The sequence below is a fragment of the Paenibacillus sp. 1_12 genome (assembly GCF_900114475.1).
Taxonomy (GTDB): Bacteria; Bacillota; Bacilli; order Paenibacillales; family NBRC-103111; genus Paenibacillus_S.
Window position 1 is genome coordinate 367893 of the sequence record NZ_FOTE01000002.1, and the last position, 21677, is coordinate 389569.

Below are 21677 nucleotides of genomic sequence, written 5' to 3' on the forward strand. Positions count from 1 at the left end.
TCCTTCAGTTTGGCTGATTACGGTTCTTAACTTGCTGCTAACGTAAACCTACGTTCTATCCCTAATAACCTTTGCTGCCTGCAGTAAAGAATTTGGATTTCCAAAAGCGCCTGCTTTAGTAACCAGCGGAATCGTGACCGTGCCCTCAGCCCTGCAAAGTGGCAGTCCCTCCTCCACCTCACCGATGATGGTTAAGCTGGCAATATTCAGATGCGTACATGCACGATAGGCAATATCGCCACCCGTTAGTACCGCGCCCGCAAGCTTTTCCTGGGTAATCACTGCTGCTGCCAGCCTTCCGATTCCATCTGCGATCAGATCACCGCCAGCCAGTGCGCTTAAGCCGGACTGCTGCAAATAATCGACTACTTGTGCTTTGGCTTCATTGGAAATATCCGTAGTTATAACCAAATCCTCACCAGAGGCAATAATGTGCCGCGCCTCCTGAACAAGCTCATCCATTTCCTGCACACTTATACGCAGAAGCAGCAGCGGATCAATTACCAGTGGCCGGAATCCATTCTGCTTCAAGGTATCTACCTGCTGTCTCGTAACCTGACTAACGCTTCCCGCAACTACCAGTACTGGTGCCATTATTGGACTCACAAGCTGCTCTTGACCATTGGTTCCATCATCGTTCGACTCCAGCCTATGGAATCCAAGCTTGGGATAATGGTTAGCCAGTGCTTCTGCAAGCCCTGCAGAGCCTATCCACAGCACGCGCTCGCCAGCGAATTGCCCTGCAATGATTTGCAGATCACTAGCGGTGGCACTATCTGCTACAATGACACGCGTCCCCTGCTGCTGCAGCGTGCGGACCTCCATTGCCAGCCTGCCGCTGCGGATGGAACGAATCTCGATCTCACCAATAGGGAGCGAGGATTGAGCGCCGATGATATCTGATATCTTGGAATTTGTAATCGGAAACTTTGGGTCCCGCGAGATTTCACTGTCTTCAAGTAATTGCTGATTAAGCAGCTGATAACCGCCTATGGTTAATCTTCCCTTTTGCGGATAGGCAGGTGCTACTATGGCCAGGTCAAACTGTCCAGAGTCCATCAAAGCTTCAATTTCTTTACCAATATTTCCACGCAAGGTTGAGTCTATTTTTTTAATAATGACCTGAAACGGACTCAAATTCTGAGCTGCAAGCAGTTCGCTCCACTTACGGTATGCGGCTTCCGGTGTAAGTGAACGGCTTTCCACATTCACAACACACGTTGTACCGGTCTGAGCGGGAGTAAGAATTTGCCGATCATCTATGCAAACAACGGTAGGCAGTCCGTGCTTGGCGAATTGAACACCTGAATCGTTCGCTCCTGTTAAATCATCGGAAAGAATAAGGACGTTATCCACGCTCGTGCCACCCCACTTTTATTTTACAGTTGCTGTCTGATCTCATCTTATCAAATCAGCGTTTCATATCACAACGGCGATAAAGCAGGATTGTGTTTCATTTTTAAACGTTTTTTTGAATTGTGACGTTTGTAAAAGCTTTTATACAAGCTTGAACTCATTGGCTTAGCTTGCGCCAGAGCGTGGTACGGTTCATCCCCAGTCTTTTGGCAGTAGCGGATTGGTTAAAGCCCTCCTGCTCAAGAACGAAACGAATAATATCACCTTCGATTTCCTCAAGAGTCCGCGTTGTTCCGATCAGCTGCGCCAGGCTGTCATTCGTTGCGCTGCCCAATTTACTTATCAAGCTGTCCATCACCGGCTGCAGCTGCTGCAGCGTGATAAAAGAACCCTCACAAGTCTCGACAATCAGCTTAAGCACCTGCTGCAGCTCGGCAAAATTGCCTGGCCATTCGTAGGTTGTCATCCTGTTCAACGCATCCGGTTTAATACCCAGCACCTGACTGCCCAAGGCTCGGTTCATTTCCGCCAAATACCAAAATACAATATGATCCAAATCCGCTAAAACACTGCGCAATGGCGGGAGATGAAGCGAATAAATCTGCAGCTGCACGAGCAGCTGCATGTCGAATTCTCCCTGATTCACTTTATGCGCCAAATCTGCCGATGTGGAAGCTATGAATCGAAATGGTGGCCGATCCTCATTAATCAGGGCCGCATGAGAGGCTTGTAAAGTCGCGGCAAGCTTACGCTGAACAGGCAAACTAAGCTGCTCGATCCGATGGATATGCAGCGTTCCCGATTCTGCACGACGCAGCAAGCAGGTACCTTCCTGGTCCAAGCGGCCGAACAGCTGCTGGTCCTGCTGGTCGATAGCATAGGTGCCCGCATCGAACAAGACAAACGGGCCTGACTGATAAGGACTGTCATTATGCAGCGCTTGAGCCAGTGTCTTCTTCCCGGTTCCCGGCTCTCCGATAATGAGGATCGGGTACAGCTGTTTACTCCATCGTTTAGCCTTATCCATGTAGGCCTCATTCATATAATCCGTCTGCACAAATTGCTGAAACCTGCACTTGGGTGGTGAAAGCCTATCCTCCCTTATCCTGCGTGCCCGACGCTCCAGACCTTCAATTGACCGACTGTTATGCAGCTCATAGATCGTTCCGTGCTCGGCCAAAGAATGCTCTATCACCAAAATGAGATTCTCTTGTGGGTCAGACTCCTGCACCTGAAACGGATCTGATCTGTTGCGTACAGCTGTTCTATCCAGTCTGACAGCTCCTTCTGCTCTATCCTCTGTACGACTTGCATCTGCGTAGGCCATGATGGGAGTGGAGATGCCGGCAATAAGCTCATGCCATTTCGTATTTGCCGCTATGGGCACCGTTACCCCTAATTGATACCCGGCCTGTTCATTGCACAGTATGACGTTCTGCCCGGAATCCACACAAACAATTCCTTGCTTCAATGAGTCGAATATCGATTTCATTAATACGATTTGGCGTGTCTCTGCTTCTCTTCGCTTGACCGTTTGCTCGGCCTGCAGCAGTGATTCCTGCAACGCTTCGCGGCCTGAGGTAATTAGAATCGCCCGAACACCCGAATGCTCGGCCACCGCTACCGTAACCACATCGCCAATAACGAGATCGACGCCAAGCTCCTTGGCTTTATTTACTGCCGCCTCCGCCTCATGCTCATGATGGATGATGAAGGTCATCACCTGAATATCCAGCAGCTCGGCAATCGTGCCCACGCCATCCACAATGTTGGGGAAACCTATAATCCCAATCGTACCCCGATAACCTTTTACCAGAGTTAGTGAACGTAAAATATCATAGCCGTTGACTGTTATTTCGATCACCGGAATGCTTACTTGGCTGCGTATGAGTTGTGCGGTTCCACCTCTGCTAATAATAACGTCATAGCCCTGCTGCTCAGCGGTTCCAGCAATGCTCACACCCTGCTGCAAATCCCCCACCTCTGCATGGACCTCGTAGCCAGGTGCTGCCGGTATGTCTTCCAGCAGATCCTTCATCCCGCGATAAGGGGCGATTAACAAAAATTTCAACATGATAAGCCCTCCATGATTCAAATAACGACAGTCCGTTGTCATCATACCAACACCCTGACTATTATTGATGCAAAATTCATCATATTGATTATACAACAAACAGAAGAAAAAGCCGATCTATCCATAATGGGACAGCATCGGCTTAATCAGCTATTCGTTGTACATACTCGCAGAAATCACATGTAAGTCCAAGACATAGCAGAACAACTTGGACTCTTTTCAAATCGCTAAGCGTTGGGGAACAATGGGTTCAGTTTGACAGATTGAAGCCTCAAACTCAGAACTAGAGGGCATCGATATAAATGCCCGTATATTCTTCGATACGCGGAATGCGGACAAACAACTTGATTTGCCCTTCGCAAGCAGGCTCCACGCGCACAAGCTCAATTCCGGAATCTCCTTGCAGAATTCTGAATTCGTTTACCTGCTGGGCAGGCAATAGGATCTCAACCTCAATATCTGTAACTGGAATCGTCTGCAGCACCGGACGGCGAGGAGCTGCTGTCGTATTGACGATATGAAGCACATAACCTCCTTCTGCTGCACCGCTTTTGTTAAGACTGAAATGAACACTGAGAGGCGCGTTCGAGCGGATCACATATTGCTCTTCCAGCATGTAATCAACAGCGTTTTTTAGAAGCTCACTGAAATCATTATGCCCATGCAGCCACACATTGCGATCCACACCATACGGGAAGAAGATCGACTGCCCTTCACCAAAAGAATTTAGAATCATGGTCGGATAATCCGTCTCATAGCTTCTGAGCCAGGAACGCTCCGGCGGCTGCGGGAAAATCTGCGGTACATACGTTAGCAGCGCCTGTGCCGTATCCGTATTCGTTTTAACCAGATACTGGTCACTCCAGCTGGCAAGCAGTTGAGTATCCTCAAAGCCCTTCGTCAAGGCATGAGCTTCTTTTACAAACTGATAGCCATACTGGGAGTTGTCCTTGACACTGCCTGTAAACGAGCAGCCAAATACATCACTTAATGCAAAATCATGACGGTTCGTACCCTCCGGCGTACTGAACGAGGTCAGGTTGGTGGCAATCAGCTTGCCGCCACCGCGCACATAGCTGCGGATGATTTCCACTTCCTGATCGGACAGGCATGCGGCATTCGCCAGTATAAGCACTTTCGCCGCATTCAGCGTCTCCAGGTTCAGCTTATCGTCAGTCAGCAGCCGGTATTGAATATGCTGGTCATTCAATACTTGCTCCAAGCCCATTAAATGCGTCAGATACGCATCCTTGCTCCGATTTGGATTGCCAAATGCAGCATTCGTTGCTCTTGAATACAAAACATTAACTTCTGCAACGGTTTGCTGCTCGGTCAGCAGATCCTCATAACGCTCCATATAATCGTAAATGTCGGCGCTAAGCAGCGCATTTCTGCGGTCATAGGTCGCACCCGGATGCTGTCCGTTAAATACACAGTTCCAGAATGAACCACCTGCACTAATAGCCTCCCACATCCAAAGTCTCGTTTCTTGCTTCGCAGAGGAAATGTAGCGCAAATCATTATTGGTGCCCAAGTGACCAAACAGCATAACCGGAACCTTATCTGGAGACAAGCTTTTCAAAAACTTGATCAGTGTCGATGGACCGTTCATAGGCTCATGGTTGGCTGTAAATAAAGGAGTGACCAGGAAATCGAAGTGATCCTTGATCGCATACAGATCATGTCCATCCGTCTTGAAGCGGTCATGATATAAACCGAATATTTCGGCGGCATATGCTTTTTCTTCGCCATATTTCTTAACAACCGCACGGCAATCACGAAGATGCTCCATCACGCAGGCTGCTTTCCACTCACGATACTCATCGTAAAGGCTATCTGTAAATTGACCGCCACGTGGCAATTCATGGCCAGTTTCCTTGCGGAATCGGTCTGAGCAGCTCTTGCAATAGCAGATCCCGCTTTGGCTATACGAATTTTCCCAAATCCCATCAATATCATACTTTTCAAACAGCACATCGATGAACCGGTACGCATGCTCATTACGGTAGGTACTTTGGTAGCAAGGCTGGAAAATTGCAGAGTGAAGCGGATTATCGCGGATTTTCGGTTCACCGATTTCATTCACAGCGAACCAATGGGGTCGCAGTTCGTAAATTTTCTTGTCCACACCACGGAAATCAACACGAACCACGACTTTAATTCCTTTGGCATGGGCTGCCTCTACCAGATCCTTGAGCAAATCCTCCTTGGTCATAAATGGATTCGGGTTTGCTGTTACCAGGTTATGTCTAAAGAAATCGACAATCCCGCCACCATTAATAATGATGCAGTTCGCATGGATTTGTTCCATATAGTCGACGACGGAGCCTGCGTCATAATCAACTACATCTGGCTCGCGCAGTACTGTTTGCAAAATCCGCAGCTGCTTTTGATACCATTGCTTATTATCAGTCATGCTGTTGGACCTCCAATATTTCATTTGAATTTGCAAATCGTTCGAACAGTGAACTCTAGAAGTCCGGTGAATAAGTCCCGCTGCGCGACCAAATATCCTTCCGATCACTGTTGATATCGTGAAATTGGATGAGATTAAAAGGTTTCTTCACGATTTCAAAGGCGAGCGCTAACGCTTCTCCAGGATCATTTGGTCGCTCCGCTCTTTACTCACCGTACTTCTAAAGGGACATACTTTTTAAACACGCACTCTTAGACATATCGTTCATGTAGCGCATCCAGACTGATGCGTCCGGCTTTATCCTCACAGATCGCAATGTTTTTATGTACAATATCTTTGTCACGCATTCCCATCAGTGCTACATCGACATACGGATTAGACAATACGAATTGAATCAGTGCAGGCGTATAATCGAACGTATTTCCCCGATTGACGGTTTGTATCCAGCGTTGAAACGTGCCTGAGGTCGGAGTTCTCATCGTTACTATGCCCATGCCTGCCTTATCTGCTTCCAGAAGACTACCGAAAGGACGGCTGGGCTCATAGCTATGTTGAAAAATAAAATTGTAGCAAATTTGCATCATATCAAACATGCCGCTGCGAATGAAGCGGTACACGGAATCGTTGTTATCCTCACTGCTAAACCCGATATGCTCGACAAGACCTTCTTGCTTAAGCTTCAGCATCTCCTCGGCCATACCTCCATCCATCAAGATATGGTCGGCCTGCTCAACTGTATAGGAATCGCCATGGATTTGCAGCAGCTGAATGCGGTCCCTGCGAAGTCTTTTCAAGCTGAGCTCCACAGATTCACGCAGCTTTCCACGGGTTTTATAATTTGCCTTTGTCGCGATAAACAGCGGATGCGAGCCGCTCTCGGTCACACCCTGAAGCGCTTCGCCTAGAATCTCTTCGCTTTCACCATTACCGTATCCAGGTGCCGTGTCAAAATAATTGATTCCGCCCTGCAGAGCAGCTTCAATGGATTCGAATATATGTTTACGATCATCCCCATCGCTCGGATCAAAGGTATGTAAATAATTTTTAAGTCCGGCTGCTGCGCCTCCATAGCCAATCCGACTGACGACTGCACCTGTTTTACCTAAAATTGAATATTCCATTGGTTCTCACTCCTTCTGCTCTCCTATTCAGCACCGCGGTTAGGGCCAAACCCTATCGGTTCCACTGCTTACATATATATTCAGACATGCTCCTGCCTACTGCAAACTCAGGTGAATGCAAGTATCCTTCCAGAATGGCATCACATACCTCAACCGGAAGATCTATCCCCTTTGGAAAATAAGTAATCGTCCGATTACGTTCAAACTGCTGCTCCACCCATTCGGGTATAACCAGTGCCTGTGTCGTCAAATCCAGACCCTCTGCCGATTGCGATACAGAGTCATCCATGCCCTGTGGGGCCAATCCTGTAAAAAACTGCTCGACTGCATTCGTGCTGGAAATCTTGCTCCACTCTTCATCATTGCAATCAAGAAATCCTCTGAACATATCCATAGCTGCGTTCGCATTTTCATTGCGCCAATATAGCACCGGATATTCGCTTCCCCACATCAGATGGTCGGGACCACACTGCGCGTAGGCATACTCCATCCAGGCCTTGTAAGCCGTATGAGGATGTACCGAACCGGTCATACCGGCATTACGCACAAAAATACCAAAAAATCGTTCGTGCTGCATCAGCTTTTGAACACTGCCTCCGGATTTATGGGGATCCTCAGATGAAAAATCGGCATACATAAAATGCGGCGCAGCCAGCTTGGACTCAGGGTATTTATTTAACCAGGCCAAATACAACTCGGCCATCTGTTGATTGATGCAGGCTCCGATTCCATACGCCCAGCGGCCGCTTTCACCAATTAGCTCCAGGATGTCGGGGTATTCCACAGCCTCGCGCGGTTCAAGACGAATACCCATGGCTCCGGCAGCCAGCTGAAGCTTCACAGCCTCGATCCGTTCGTCTTTCTTTTCTCCAAAAGGAATCCCGACCGCGCGTACACGATCCGGGTACCGAATCATCGCTTCTTGGATTATTGAGAAATCAGGCACTCTCGGTCCTAAGACGGCTACCGCTTGCTCTATATGGTGGTTATCCATATAGCTGAGAAGCTGGTCCAGCGAGCCAAACCGAGGCAGCCCAAAGTGTGCATAGGCATCTGTCATCTTGAATTGCATGGTGAAACCACACCTCCGTTAATGTGAAACAGCTAGTAAAATGAACAGACATAGCAAACTATCTCCGAGTTCACCACAAACTTAAATCAGCACTATGACCACTTTACAGCAGAACTTGCCATCGGTAACTCCGTCCGTTTTTAGGCTAGCTCCAAAATAACTAATTCATGATCGATCAAAGAATCAATTTGAAATTGAATCCAATCCTTATTGATTTCAGGCTGTACTTCGATTCCACGCACCTTCAAAAAAACTGATTTCGGTATTTCTCCAGCGGTTTGAATCGAAATGGAAATCGGACCTACAGGCAGGAACTCCTCTACATAACCAGGATTCTGATTCGTTCCACTGAGATTAACCAGATGAAGGATCAGTCTTCCATTTTGGCGATACAGCTTGCAGTCCAGATAACCCGGACCTTCGACCTTTAGCGGAAGCTTGTCTGCTGCAGCCCACTTGACCGCATTGGCTAATAAATCACCCAGATCTGGCAAATGTGTGCGCCCATAGCAGCGGTCTACATCTCCGGCAAAGTAATAAATGCGTCCGCCTGAAGGATGCTCTCCTGCAAGTATAGCTGGAAAATCCGTATTTGGCTCTCTCATCCAGCTGAATTCTGGTGGATAGATCGGAAATGCCGGTATATAAGTAGCAATGGCGCTCATTCGCTCACCAGTCTCGACATGATGGAACTGTCCACCAAACGAGAGAATATCCGTATCCTCAAATCCAGAAAGTGTGGAATGCCTTTCATCGGGTAATCTGAAGTAATTGTGTGTGTCATAAAATGCCCAATTGGAAGTCTGGTTTTTGACAGCACCATCCACTTTAAACATATGCTTGATACCTGTTATGGCTTCCAATGGAAATTCACTTCGTATTTCCCCCCACTCGTTAAGCGTAGCGGATGCTCCGGTCAATACGAGACTGCCGCCGGCTTCCACAAAATTACAAACAGCCTGACACTGCTGATCAGTCAATACCGCAATATCCGGCAATATTAGCACATCCAGCTTTTCAGCCTCTCTTGATATATGATCCGCGTGTACGGGAACAAATGGTATTCTGGCTCTGGTCAATGCCCTTACAAATCCATGCCATGGAAGAGACACCTTCTCTTCCGCTTGCCCGCGCCCATAGAACTCGGTATTGTCCTGGCTCCAGATCAAACCAACATTTGCAACAGGCTGCCGGTTGTACAGGTAAGACTCATTTTCCTCATGCCATTGCATAATAGCAGGTAAATTTTCAAATTGACGTCGATCCTCCTGTACAGCGCCAACATGATGATACCAAGGCGATATACCTCCGGCCATCCCTTCAATTACCCATAGCTGTGTTTCTTTAGGCGGATTGCTGCCTATCCGAAAGCTGCGAACCCCGCGAATATAATTAGCCATACTTTCCGGGATGACTTTGTCCCAACCGGCAAGTCCATGCAGTAGACTTCCATTGAGGCTGTTCTGCTCAAAACCGTTTAGTGCATCGCGGGATTGATGGTCGCACATGATGATTTGGGACCTTTCTCCAACTTCCTTCAAATCACAGAAAGAACTATGGCCGCTCACTGGATTGGCATTAACCATGCCCAACCACAAACAATCAGCCCCACCGAACTCTTTGGTAATTTCATTAAACAAATCCCAATTTTCAATCCGGCATTTGTAGCTCCACTTGATCCACTTTAAGTATACAGGATCATTCCAATTGGCTGCAGCAGGAAGTTCCTCTCCGGCTTCAGCATGAAATTTCCTTTTACAGCTTTCACAGTGGCAAATAATTTGTCGTGATACGCCCGTCCAGCTGTTATCGGTAAATCCGTCCGGCTGGTACTTGGTTATGATTTCTTTCATGATTTGCGGTATATATTCCTTATAATAGTCGCTGTTGATGCAAGAAAAATAACGTCCATCCGCCATATGAGGCACTCCCTCTGAATCTACGACGAACCAATCGGGGTGAGCATCATAAAAATCCTGGGTTGCCCGATTTATATCCATCCTGGCTAAGATCGCCAACCCTTCCGCTCTGCCCGCTGATACAAAATCGCCAAATAAATCACGGTCACCCAATCCCTCCGCTCGATAATGCAGCTCGAACGAACTCGGATAATAAGCTACAATTCCCCCTGCGTTGACAATAATCCCCTGTACTCGGGTTTTATGCCAATATTCCTTCCACCACTCCATGTCACAGTAGATAGGATCCATTTCCGTAAGATTGGTTTGCCCCCAGCGGATGGTTTTTTGATACCACGGTATATTAGTGTTTGTTTCATTATTCATTTTTAGATACATCTCCTCATTCATTTACATCATAAATTTTACATGCCAGCCATACCGTATGCTTTTCACGGGGTTGAATGGTTAAATAGGTTCCATGAGCTAAGGAATGTTCCCAATTCGTAAAATAATCATTGGAGGGCTCTATGGCTACTGTATAAAGATCATCATTATTTTTATACCAGTATCTTAGGTAAGGAAAGCTATCCATATCCCAGCACAATCGGACTGCTACCTTCTTTTTTCTGTTAATAAGTGTAACTTCAGGCTGGCTTACATTTTTTAATGTGATAAAGAGCTCCTCATTTGCAAATCTGGGACTTACCTTTAACAAGTTATGTTTACTGCCGTTTACCAATGAAATGGCATCGACCGCTTCTTCAAACTGTGCTAGATCAGCTTGATTCTCGGCAGCGAATTTTCTTGCATGGAAAGCAACGCAATCCGGTAAAACGATCTCTACATGCTCATCCAGAAACTGTCCACCAAAAGCAGAATGCTGAGTCCAGGTAAATTTCATTTCAGAAGCTCCCGTATTTTCTACGGTTTCATCTATATAGATCGTCGGATCATTGGACCTTAAACAAAATGTTTTTTCTATATATAACGGAACGACAGGCAGTTTAACCACACATTTTATACGCACAATTTCACTGGACAATTCCAAAAGCTCATAGTCCCATGGAAGCGTTGCAGCTATGCCGTACATATCAGGAGTCACTTCGATATCCTCATAAATCCCTCTGTGCGGCAGTACGTCCTGCCACCCACCCGTATAAAGTTCAGAGTACCAGGTCAGTCGTTGCTCATGTAAATTTCTTTCCTTGTAGGCACTTAACCCATTTTTCGTCTTCAAAAGGATGTCCATGTCCAATTTCTTATATATAATTTCAAATATCTCGCTGCCTTTACCTACCAATATCGTGACTTTTAACAGCTCATTTTCCAGATATACAACATCAATTCCGTATTCAACAGTATGTCTTATTGAACAGCCTTTATGATCTCCCACAACACCCTCCAATCCTGCATAAAGAAGGCTGAGAGGCATATTATCCCCCTCAAGCCTTCAGCCGCCTCAAATTTCATCAAGTCCCTTGCCGATCGGAATTCCCGGAATGTTCAACTGTAGGCTATATAAGGATGAAGTTGCCGTAACATATAAGGTCTTCCAGTCATCTCCGCCCCAGCAAAGATTAGCAGCCACCTCGGGAAACTTGAATATGCCCAGCTTTTCACCATCCGGAGCAATAACCCAAACCCCGCCTGGGCCCGTTACATATACATTTCCTAGACTATCTACTTTCATGCCGTCAGCTGCCCCTCTGCCCTCATCGGTATCGAGCGTGGCAAAGACGCGTCCGTTAGTAATAAGGCCGTCCTCAGTTACATCAAATACTTCTACATGCTGTAAATTGGTATCATCCATATAAAACAGCTTCTCATCCGGTGAGAAAGCCAAGCCGTTCGGACGATTAAACATACCAAGCAGCGTGATTTCTCCAGTTTCAGGCGAGACTTTATAGATCCCGTTTCCTGATAGTTCTTTCGTATCCCCCATCGCCGTGCTATAAGGATCCGTAAAATAAACCATGCCGTCTGATTTAACAATCACATCATTGGGACTGTTTAACCGCTTGCCCTCATAGTGGGAGGCAAGTGTTGTCGCTTCTCCATTTTCTTCGATTCTTGAAACTCTCCTTTTCGAGGTTTCGCAACTTACTACTCTCCCGGCCCGATCCATCGTCAATCCAACAGCTCTGCCGCTTTCTTCTCTATATACACTACACCCTTCAGCACGATTCCATTTATATATACGGTTAGGCGTAAAGTCAGTAAAAAGCACCGATTGTGTTGTTTTATCCCAAATAGGGCCCTCTGTAAACACAAGTCCTGAGACCAGTTGTTCTACAACGTAGTCCTTATCAATAATCTCAAAAATCTTATCTGAAAAAACTACTAATTCCATTTATTTGCCCCCTCCTGAAAATTCTTTCCATCCATCGTAAGCTGTAGGTGCTGTTCCCCCAGGTCCGGGAAATATTTCATCCAATCTTTTCAAAGTCGATTCATCCAGCTTGATTTCCACTGCTCGAAGCATTTCATTAAGATCCTGCAGGCTTGAAGGTCCAATAACCGGTGCAACGATCGCCGGGTTATTTAACTCCCAAGCTAAAGCTACGCTAGCTTCCGTTTCATTCAAATCTCTGCAAAGCTGCGAAAATGCTGTTAACTGCGGTCTATATTTCTCGATAACCATTTTGACTTCGTCCGATAAATGACGGCGATCCAACTCAAACATGTTAACGCCGAGCAGTCCTCTAACCAGTGGACTCCAAATCGTAATGCCAATTCCCTGATCCATGGCAGCAGGCAGAACCTCTAGTTCTGGAATTCGACAAAATAAATTGTAGCGGTGCTGCTCATTAACCAGACCCATAAAATTCCGCTTTCTGGCGGCCTCCTGCGCTTTCATCAGATCCCATGCGGCGTAATTGCTTGAGCCGATATAGTCAACTTTACCCTGCCTGACCAATCCCTCGAAAGCTTCCCACAACTCGTCCCAAGTCACCTTGCGATCTACATTATGCATTTGATACAATTCTACATGGTCCGTCTGCAAGCGTCGCAAAGAACCCTCTATATGCCGGCGTATTTTATAAAGAGAAAGCCCTCTGGCCTTGTTGGGGCCATCCAACTCGTCTCCTTCCATCTCCCGCTCCACTTTTGTAGCAATAACTACTTTTTCACGCCTGCCTCCGCCTTGGGCAAACCAGCGTCCAATAATTTCTTCGGTTAATCCGCAATAGCCGCCTTCACCATGTCTTCCATAAACGTTGGCCGTATCAAAGAAATTAATACCTGCATCTAAGGCAGCATCCATAATTTTAAAAGCCTCTTTTTCTTCAACACAGCCCCAATTTCCTTCGCTTTTGGAACCAGCACCAAAAGTTCCAGTTCCTAAACACAACTTGCTAACCTTAAGTCCTGTACGTCCCAAATAGCCATATTTCACCGGGAAACCCTCCATTTTGTAAGGTGTCATCACACTTCATAAGCCGATTACTCCCGCAACGCTATAAGCGAGTACGCAGCAAGAGAAATCGGCGATTCTGAAGGTTTGAAAACTAATTTATTGTTATTTTTTCTTTACACTTGCGTACCATTCATTAACCTCTTGTGTTATCGTACTGCCGCCAGAGGATTCCCATGTTTTGGTGAATTTATCAAATTCATCGATTGGAGTTTCACCGTATATGATTTTAGTAAAGACTTCTTTCTCCTGCTGCTTCAGGTTATCCCATCTTGATTTCATCGTCTTGGTCGGTGGCGCCGTAAATTTTTCAACAAAAGCTTTGGCTGTATCTTTTAACGCAAGATTGACAAGTGCTGCCTCAAGCCTTGGCGGATCTGCAATCATTGTAGCTCTCACTTCATACGGATTAGAAGCAGGACCTTTAGCAACTTTCGCGTAAGCTTCCATCTGCGAAGAAGGGATACGGGCAGCATTACCGGAAATCGTGTATTTCTCAGGAAGTACACGCCCACCTGGAATTTTGTTTGTATCGACAGTCGGTTTTCCATCGATTAAAATGTAGTCGTAGTTTTCTGCAAACTGATATTCGAACTCTCCACCCTTTTTAGGCCAAGCGAAATTCTCGAATAAATCGTTTTGATAAACGAAGAATGCTTCAGGATTCTTCACATTTTTATTAATAAGCACGGAGCCGCTAAAGTTTAATGTACCTTTACGGCCTTGTTTGCCGTCAGCATTCTTTGGAATGGCATAAGCCTTAAATTTGGAGCCCGGTACATTCTTCGCCAGGTCAGCCAGCGGAAAAAGTGTCATCCAGTGCGGGCCGGGTATTATTCCCGCGCGTCCAGAGGTAAACAAGGCAGATGCCTTCGTTTCATCCTGTAAAGCGGCTTCTTTATGAATATATCCTTTTGCCATCCATTCCTTCATTTTGCCGAGCGCTGGCTTGACTCCCGGCTGAACCGAGCCGTAAGCCAGTGTTCCGTCCGAATTCTCATTCCAGATTTCAGGCATGACTCCAAAGGCCCCATATAACCAACTTGAGCTGCCAAGCTTAGCGACGATAGAATCACGCAAGGAGAGCGCAAGACCATAAGTGTCATTTTTGCCATTTCCATCCGGATCCTGATTGACGAAAGCATCCATAACCTTTTCCAGGTCATCCATTGTTTGCGGTGCTTTAAGGTTTAACTTTTCCAACCAGTCCTCACGAATGTAGAAAACCGTATCATCATTAAAGGAATAATCGGGAATCGGAATAGCATAGGCACCATCCTTACGCATGAATGGATACCACATCGAAGGGTCCTCATTAACCGCCTTTTTGTAATTCGGCGAAGCATATTGCTCCCATAATTTACCGACCTCCATGAACTTACCGGAATCAATCAGGTCATTGGCTAGTGCTGTACTGGTTACCGATACTACATCGGGCATTTCTTCATTGGCAGAAAGCGCAAGGCGCAATCTGGTGTCAAAAGCATTATTTGTCTGAGGTGCTGTCCAATTGTATTTCAATTCAATGCCAAGATGGTCTTTGGCCCATTTGGTGTGCACATTGTTTTCCATCGTTTCCCCATTTTTAAAGGTTGTGCTTGATTGAATGGCGCCAATCGTTGTAAGTGTAATCGGCGGATCATATTTGCCATCTTTAAACGGTGCCGTGTACTTGATGCCTGTTGCAGGTGCCGTGGAATCAGCTGTTGGAATCTTTGGTGCTTCTACCGGATCTTTGCTGCAGGCGGTTACCGTTAGTAATGCAGAAGTAAGCAGCAATGGAACGAACGCTTTCTTTAACGATTTCTGATTCATGTAAATCCCCCATTCATATGTTTTCAACAAGAGTATATCTAAAGATATATACGAAAGATATATCAAATTATCTATATTGATATCATTCTATCTAATATATCTATATCAAAAACAATTGACCTATTCCTTAACCGATCCCATCACAATTCCTTTAACAAAATACTTTTGTAGAAATGGATATACCAGCAAAATGGGTATAACACCAATAAACATTTGCGAAGCTCTAACAGTTTGTTCACTCATTTGCTCGAGGTCTTCCACACTTACATTCATAGTGCTCATATCTCTCTGCACAATGATCGTCTGCAAAAAAGTCGCAAGTGGATAGTTTTGCGGCTTCGTAATATAAATCAAGCCATCAAACCACGAATTCCACTGGCCAACCATCGTGAACAACGAGACCGTAGCAATCGCTGGCAGAGCAAGTGGTAAATAAATGCTGAATACGGTGCGAAAGTGCCCGGCTCCATCCATATAAGCTGCCTCCTCCAAAGCCTTCGGCACGCTAGAGCGGAAGAAATTGAGCAGGAGAATCATATTAAATACATTAACAGCCTGAGGGAGAATTAAAGCCCACAATGTATTGATCATGCCAAGCTTTTGAATCAGGATATAAGTGGGAACCAAGCCTGCATGCATCAGCATCGTGAACACAAATGTCCACATGTAGAACGTCCTGCCCCGAAAATCGCGATTGTCCTTTGATAATGCGTAGGCTGTTAGTGTAATAAGTGCCATGGACAATGCAGTTCCAGCTATAGTTCTGGTAATCCCATTAATTAATGCCCTGAGGAAATTATCATTCTCTAATGTTTTGGCATAGGCGTCCACCGTGAATCCAATTGGCCAAACCCCTACCAGATTAGCGCTTGCAGCAGCCGGAGAGCTGAAGGAAACGGCAAGAATGTTCACAAGCGGAAGTATACAAAGCAGAGCAAGCAGCCCCATAAAGATGTAATTAAATATGGTGAATAGTCTATAAGGAAGCGATGGGTAATTCAATGCTTTCCCTCCTAAGAGTTTTCGTAGAAAACTTACTTCGTAAGCATAAACTGAGTTTGCTTTAGCCAACTTACTTCGTAAGCTAAGCTGAGTTTCCGTAAAAAGCTTTTCGCAGAACATTTAAAAGATCCGATAATTGGCGAATACATATGCCATACGGTAAGCAATCATAATGAGTATAAAGCTGACGATGGACTTGAACATCCCAACCGCTGTACCAAAGCTGTAATCACCACTAAGCAGCCCTACTCGATATACATATGTATCAATAATATCTCCTTTGGCAAACACCAACGGATTATATAGATTGAATATCTGGTCGAAGCCGGCATTCAAGATACTTCCAAGTGAAAGTGTTCCTACTACTATAGAGATGGGAATCAAGCCTGGTATCGTAATATAGAGAACTTGCTTGAAACGGTTACAGCCATCCATCACCGCAGCCTCGTAAAGACTAGGGTCAATGCCAGCAAGGGCTGCCAGAAATATAATTGTCGCGAAGCCAAAATCTTTCCATACATCACTCACAATGACCGTAAACCGAAACCAATCACCGTCTCCAAGGAAAAATATCGGTTTAATACCGAACATCGAGCCAAGAATACGATTGACCATTCCTCCATCTGTGGACAGCATATCAATCAGGATGCCCCCCAGAATAACCCATGACAAGAAATGGGGCAAGTAAACCAACGTCTGGATTGTTCGTTTATATCGGATCATACGGATTTCATTCAGCAGCAGCGCGAATATAAAGGGAACAATCAATTGAAAAGCAACCTTTAAGCTGGCGATGATTAATGTATTAAGAATAACTTGGCGGGATTGTGAGAATTCCCACATCTTGTTGAATTGCTCCAAACCGACAAATGGAGAATCTATAAATCCAAGCCAAGGCTTAAATTGTTGGAAAGCCATTATGAGCCCAGGAAGAGGACCATATTGAAAAACAATGACAACCAGCAGGGCTGGGATAACCATTAAATGTAAGGGCCAATTACGCATCAGGTTCCACTTGGGCTTTACTCGTTTTGCTGCTGTATTTACAATGGCTTCTTGCTTCATTTGCTGCGCGTTTTCCATGTCTCTGCGCTCTCCTCTATCTGTGTTATGAACAAGCTGATCGATCTCTAAACTGTTGGGGTGTCATTTGAAATCTGTCCTTGAACACCCGAATAAAATAAGACGTATGCTGATAGCCCAGATTAGCAGCAATCTCATATACTTTTTCTCTGCTATTACGCAGAAAATGTACAGCTCTTTCCATCTTCAATCGATGTACATAATCATTGAAGCCTTCACCGGTTTCATTCTTATACAACCAAGAAACATATTTGGGATGAAGCTTCACTCTTTCGGATAACATTTGCAGTGACACATCCTCGTGTAGATTCTGCTGCACAATGTGTTGGATTTGCTGGATGATATCATTTTTATGGGGTGCGATCACTGTGCGGGTTTCCCCTTGTTCCGCTCTGAGCTTATTCATTACCCCCATTGCCCATTGTTCCAGCTCTGGCAATGAAATATCCGTTGACTTCACAGCAAGCTTCGTCGATTCGTTGCCAAACACGGATTCGGGCTGCCTCCCTTGTCGGCTTGCAGCATAGCTGTAAGCCACACTAAGCATATTAGACATCTCAAACTTGTGTTCACCTGTAACATTTTCAGACGCATGCCATTTGCTGAATAAATCACCGAGCTTTTTCTCTGCTGCCTCCCAACGATGCTCTTCAAGCAATTGAATCAACAGCAGCGATTCACATAAGTAAGATAGAAATAAGCTGGACTCTTTACCCTGAGCACTGGAATGTTTGTCGGGAATTCGCGTTGAAACAGCCATACTCGCTCCAGAAATCAATATTTTTTCCCTCCTAAGCGTTTTCGCAGAAAAACTAACTTCGTAAGCGCTAACTGATTGTGTGCAGCAAAACTTACTTCGTTTGCATTCAGCATGTTCTTCTTACTTTCTTATCATAAAGCGTTTTTAACAAATCGCATATATTCTCCTCTTTGGAAACGTGTACTAATTTTAAGCATTTAAGAAGTGATATCTGTTTTACTGATTTCGATCATGATAAACTAAGACTAACTTATTGAAGAGGAATGAAGGTGCTCCATGCCGTTCAAAATGAGCTTTTTCAAAAGAATTATGGTACTGATGCTCGTGCTGCTTATCCCCGTTATGTTTCTATACAGTTATTCGTACAAGACTAGTATTATGGTTATTCAGAATGAAATCGAGGCTTCAAGCATACGACAACTCAACTTTTTCTTAAGCCAGGTTGAAAATACCGCTGCCCAACTCGCTCTCCATACCATTACCTTAAGTAATGAGAGCAGTGTTCGTGAAATTGGTCAATTAGATCAGGTGGAAAGCTTATTTACTATTTTAAAAACAAAAAAAACAATTGAGGATAAACTGCTTCTATACAGCAGCTCCAGCAGCTGGAGAAACAGTATCTCCATCTTCTCCCCTGTTACCGGAGTTACACTATCTACGTATCCCGTCATTGAGTACGAGATGCCGGAGCTGCAGGAAAACTTAATTACCCGATGGACCTTTGATAAAAAAGACAAATTGAATCCCGATGACCGCTTTACGTGGTACACAACATCTCCACCAAGCTCGCGTTATGACCTTTCATCTGCCAATCTTATTGTGGAAACCAGCTTTACGACCGACAATTTAAAAAATATGCTTGACGAATTTGTAACCACTCGGAAAGGAAACCCTTTTTTCTACAAGGCAGGGTTCGACCCGATTACGAATCGCCAAGGAAATGCCGAGCATATCACCGAATTAATCCGTTATTTCCAGAACCACACGCCTAGTAATGAAGGCAGCTATGCTCAAGTGTCGATTGCGGGTAAGCCATATTTGGTCAGCTCCGTTCCCTCTACTGTGCTGGGCTGGTATTTGATAGATTTTGTCCCACTTGACGAAGTGCTGTCGCCGATGTATAAAAGCCGTAATTTATTTTTCTCGGTGATGCTGATCTTGCTTATTCTCGGAACTGCGATGTCCTTTTTCCTCTACCGCAATGTGCAGATACCGATTCGCGAGCTGATCAATAATGTCCAGAAGCTGAAGCGAGGCGATTATTCAGCCCGTCTATCCAAACAGCCGAAGAACGAATTTCATTTTCTATTCAGTCGGTTTAATGAGATGGCAGCCGAAATTCAAGAGCTCATTGAGAAGGTATATGCCGAGAAGCTTCGTTCACGGGAAGCCACACTCAAGCAGCTGCAATCACAGATTAATCCGCATTTCTTTTACAACTGTCTTTTCTTCATTGTCAGCATGTCGAGGCTCGGCGAGAATAAGGCTGTGGAAGCGATGGCTACCAATCTCGGTGATTATTATCGATATACGACTCGAGTAGAAAGGCAAACCTCTTCATTAAAGGAAGAACTCGGACTCGTAAACAATTACCTGACCATTCAGCAGCTTCGTCAGCAGATCGATTACGAGATCCATATTCCTCCCGAGATGCTGGATCTGCCTATTCCCCGACTTCTGCTGCAGCCCTTGGTCGAAAACGCCATTATCCATGGGCTTGAGCCGCTTGATGGAGATGGACGAATTACCATCCATATGGAGATCAATCGGAACAGAATCGATATTGTCGTCGAGGATAGCGGGGTCGGAATGACGGATATTGAGCTTCAGGAGTTGCGTAATAAATGCTCCGAACCGCTGACAGAAGAAATGGGCTGCGGCGTATGGAACGTGCATCAACGATTAATCTATATGTACGGTGACGGATCAGGTCTGCTGCTCGATCATTCAGAGCTTGGCGGCTTAAAGGCTGTACTTTCAATAAGAAGGGATGAACCAAACCATGTTTGAACTATTAATTGTTGACGATGAAAAGTTTGTTGTAGATAATTTGGCCTCAACATATCCTTGGGAGGAACTCGGAATTACAGCTGTGCATACAGCCCATTCGGCCAAGGAGGCCTTACAAATCATTCAGTTCGAAAATATTCATATTGTGATCACTGATATCCGGATGCCGGGTATCTCCGGCCTAGAGTTGATTGATAAAATCCGCACGATTTCCAGTAAGACCAGATGTGTTCTGCTCTCCGGGCATTCCGATTTCAGTTATGCCCAGCATGCCGTCTCCTCTCGTGCTGTCGCATACTTATTGAAGCCGGTCAAGGAGGATGAACTCATTGAGACTGTTCAGGCTGCCATTGATCAAATAAAAACCGAGTGGGGAGATCTCATCTCACAGCAGCGCACGCTGTACACCCTGAGCGAGCATCTTCCACAGCTAAGGAGCGCACTCCTCAACGATCTGCTGCAAGGCAAATATATACCCCCATTGACCTTGGACAAAAAGCTCGCCATGTTCAATTTGCCGGATCAACGCGATCAGTTTTTTGCTATGATGTTCGTGCGAATGGAGCAAGGGTTCAGCAATTATGATGATTACAGTCGATCCTTACTGGAGTTTGGCATCGTTAATATCAGCGAAGAAATTTTTGATGAGAAATTTCAACTATGGCAATGTAAGGACATCCACGATTATCTGGTATTTGTCATTACTCCGAAGGACCCAAGCTTCCTGTCGGGCAGCGAAATCAATGAACAACAAGCCCGTAAGATTCTCGAAAAGCTGTCGCTGCAGCTGCAGGACAGTGTGATCCAATATCTGAAAGGCAGTATCTCCGTGCTAATCAGTGATTGGGGCAGCTATCCTGATCAGATTTATCCATTTTACCAAAACTCTATCTCGATCATTCGTCGGCATCCGGAAAATTTGCATGGTTTTTTTATTAGCTCCAAACATGAAGTACCGCCTGCTGAATTTCAACCGCTGCATCATTTGTATGAACCACCGATGCTTATTCATCTGCTGGAGGCAGGCCGTTTCAGTGCAGTGGAAGACAAGTTCATGGCGATTGTTGAAGAGCTTCGCAGGAAAAAAGGCTACACCTACGAATATATGCAGGAAACCGCGTTAATGCTCGGTTCCGCTGTGCTGCAAACCTTGCACAAGCAAGGCCTTCTGCTGGAGCAATTCGCTGACATCGGTATTTTGAAGGCGACCGATCACGAAACACTCGCTTCCATTGAAAGTCTGGAGAAATGGGGATTCCGGATTATTCACTCCCTACGGGATCATGCCGTCAAGGAAGCCAAAGGCAGTCATCATACGATCATTCATAAAGTTCAGGAATTCGTGCATGCCAACCTTGAACATGATTTATCCTTGCAATCGTTAGCCGATCATGTGTATCTTCACCCTGCTTATTTATCGAAAATATTCAAACTGGAAACGGGCGAAGGCATGAGTGACTACATCTATAGATTAAGAATGGAAAAGGCCTCTCATTTATTAAGTGAGACCAATGAGAAAATCCATGAAATTTCTCGGAAATCCGGCTATATAAACCCCTCTCATTTCTCACGTGTATTCAAAAAGTATTTCAACATGACACCGGACGAATACCGCAGCAGGGAAGTCTGATGCGGTGAAGCTTTGCTTTACT

15 protein-coding genes are annotated in these 21677 nt (G+C 45.4%); 2 read left to right on the top strand and 13 right to left on the bottom strand.

What is annotated here, in order from left to right; all coding sequences use genetic code 11:
* Window positions 1-48 precede the first annotated feature (48 nt).
* From BM210_RS05740 to BM210_RS05800, 13 genes are all read right to left on the bottom strand, one after another.
* Window positions 49-1356 carry a four-carbon acid sugar kinase family protein gene (locus tag BM210_RS05740; protein WP_091165480.1) on the bottom strand — a complete coding sequence of 436 codons (1308 nt, stop codon included), beginning with the start codon at window positions 1354-1356 and terminating at the stop codon, window positions 49-51.
* Window positions 1357-1513: 157 nt separating this feature from the next.
* Window positions 1514-3430, bottom strand: a complete 1917-nt coding sequence (locus tag BM210_RS05745; RefSeq protein ID WP_177237645.1) for a sigma-54-dependent transcriptional regulator — start codon at window positions 3428-3430, stop codon at window positions 1514-1516.
* 283 nt (window positions 3431-3713) lie between these two features.
* Window positions 3714-5846: a hypothetical protein gene (locus tag BM210_RS05750; protein ID WP_177237646.1), complete on the bottom strand. Its 2133-nt coding sequence runs from the start codon at window positions 5844-5846 to the stop codon at window positions 3714-3716.
* 251 nt (window positions 5847-6097) lie between these two features.
* The gene (locus tag BM210_RS05755) at window positions 6098-6967 is read right to left on the bottom strand and encodes an aldo/keto reductase (protein WP_091165484.1); all 870 of its coding nucleotides are present in this window, start codon (window positions 6965-6967) and stop codon (window positions 6098-6100) included.
* Window positions 6968-7019: 52 nt separating this feature from the next.
* On the bottom strand, window positions 7020-8039 hold the full coding sequence (locus BM210_RS05760; RefSeq protein ID WP_091165487.1) for an amidohydrolase family protein: 1020 nt from the start codon (window positions 8037-8039) through the stop codon (window positions 7020-7022).
* 140 nt (window positions 8040-8179) lie between these two features.
* The gene (locus BM210_RS05765) at window positions 8180-10324 is read right to left on the bottom strand and encodes an alpha-amylase family protein (RefSeq protein ID WP_177237647.1); all 2145 of its coding nucleotides are present in this window, start codon (window positions 10322-10324) and stop codon (window positions 8180-8182) included.
* A 16-nt stretch (window positions 10325-10340) separates the two neighbouring features.
* Complete coding sequence (locus BM210_RS05770; RefSeq protein WP_177237648.1) at window positions 10341-11333, bottom strand: DUF4432 family protein; 993 nt, start codon at window positions 11331-11333, stop codon at window positions 10341-10343.
* A 66-nt stretch (window positions 11334-11399) separates the two neighbouring features.
* On the bottom strand, window positions 11400-12290 hold the full coding sequence (locus BM210_RS05775) for an SMP-30/gluconolactonase/LRE family protein (protein WP_091165492.1): 891 nt from the start codon (window positions 12288-12290) through the stop codon (window positions 11400-11402).
* A complete protein-coding gene (locus tag BM210_RS05780; RefSeq protein ID WP_091165494.1) occupies window positions 12291-13337 on the bottom strand; it encodes an aldo/keto reductase in 1047 nt (348 codons plus the stop codon).
* 123 nt (window positions 13338-13460) lie between these two features.
* Complete coding sequence (locus tag BM210_RS05785) at window positions 13461-15170, bottom strand: extracellular solute-binding protein (protein ID WP_091165497.1); 1710 nt, start codon at window positions 15168-15170, stop codon at window positions 13461-13463.
* 120 nt (window positions 15171-15290) lie between these two features.
* Window positions 15291-16118 (bottom strand): carbohydrate ABC transporter permease, encoded by an 828-nt coding sequence (locus BM210_RS05790; protein WP_371263434.1) that lies wholly within the window; start codon window positions 16116-16118, stop codon window positions 15291-15293.
* 174 nt (window positions 16119-16292) lie between these two features.
* Window positions 16293-17255: an ABC transporter permease gene (locus BM210_RS05795; protein ID WP_091165502.1), complete on the bottom strand. Its 963-nt coding sequence runs from the start codon at window positions 17253-17255 to the stop codon at window positions 16293-16295.
* Window positions 17256-17280: 25 nt separating this feature from the next.
* Complete coding sequence (locus tag BM210_RS05800) at window positions 17281-18033, bottom strand: helix-turn-helix transcriptional regulator (RefSeq protein ID WP_091165505.1); 753 nt, start codon at window positions 18031-18033, stop codon at window positions 17281-17283.
* Window positions 18034-18291: 258 nt separating this feature from the next.
* On the opposite strand from BM210_RS05800, the gene BM210_RS05805 reads away from it, so the two are divergent.
* Window positions 18292-20025, top strand: coding sequence for a sensor histidine kinase (locus BM210_RS05805; RefSeq protein ID WP_091165507.1), 1734 nt, complete (start codon window positions 18292-18294; stop codon window positions 20023-20025).
* Window positions 20018-21655, top strand: a complete 1638-nt coding sequence (locus BM210_RS05810) for a response regulator (protein WP_177237649.1) — start codon at window positions 20018-20020, stop codon at window positions 21653-21655. The genes BM210_RS05805 and BM210_RS05810 overlap by 8 nt, the downstream gene beginning before the upstream one ends.
* Window positions 21656-21677 lie beyond the last annotated feature (22 nt).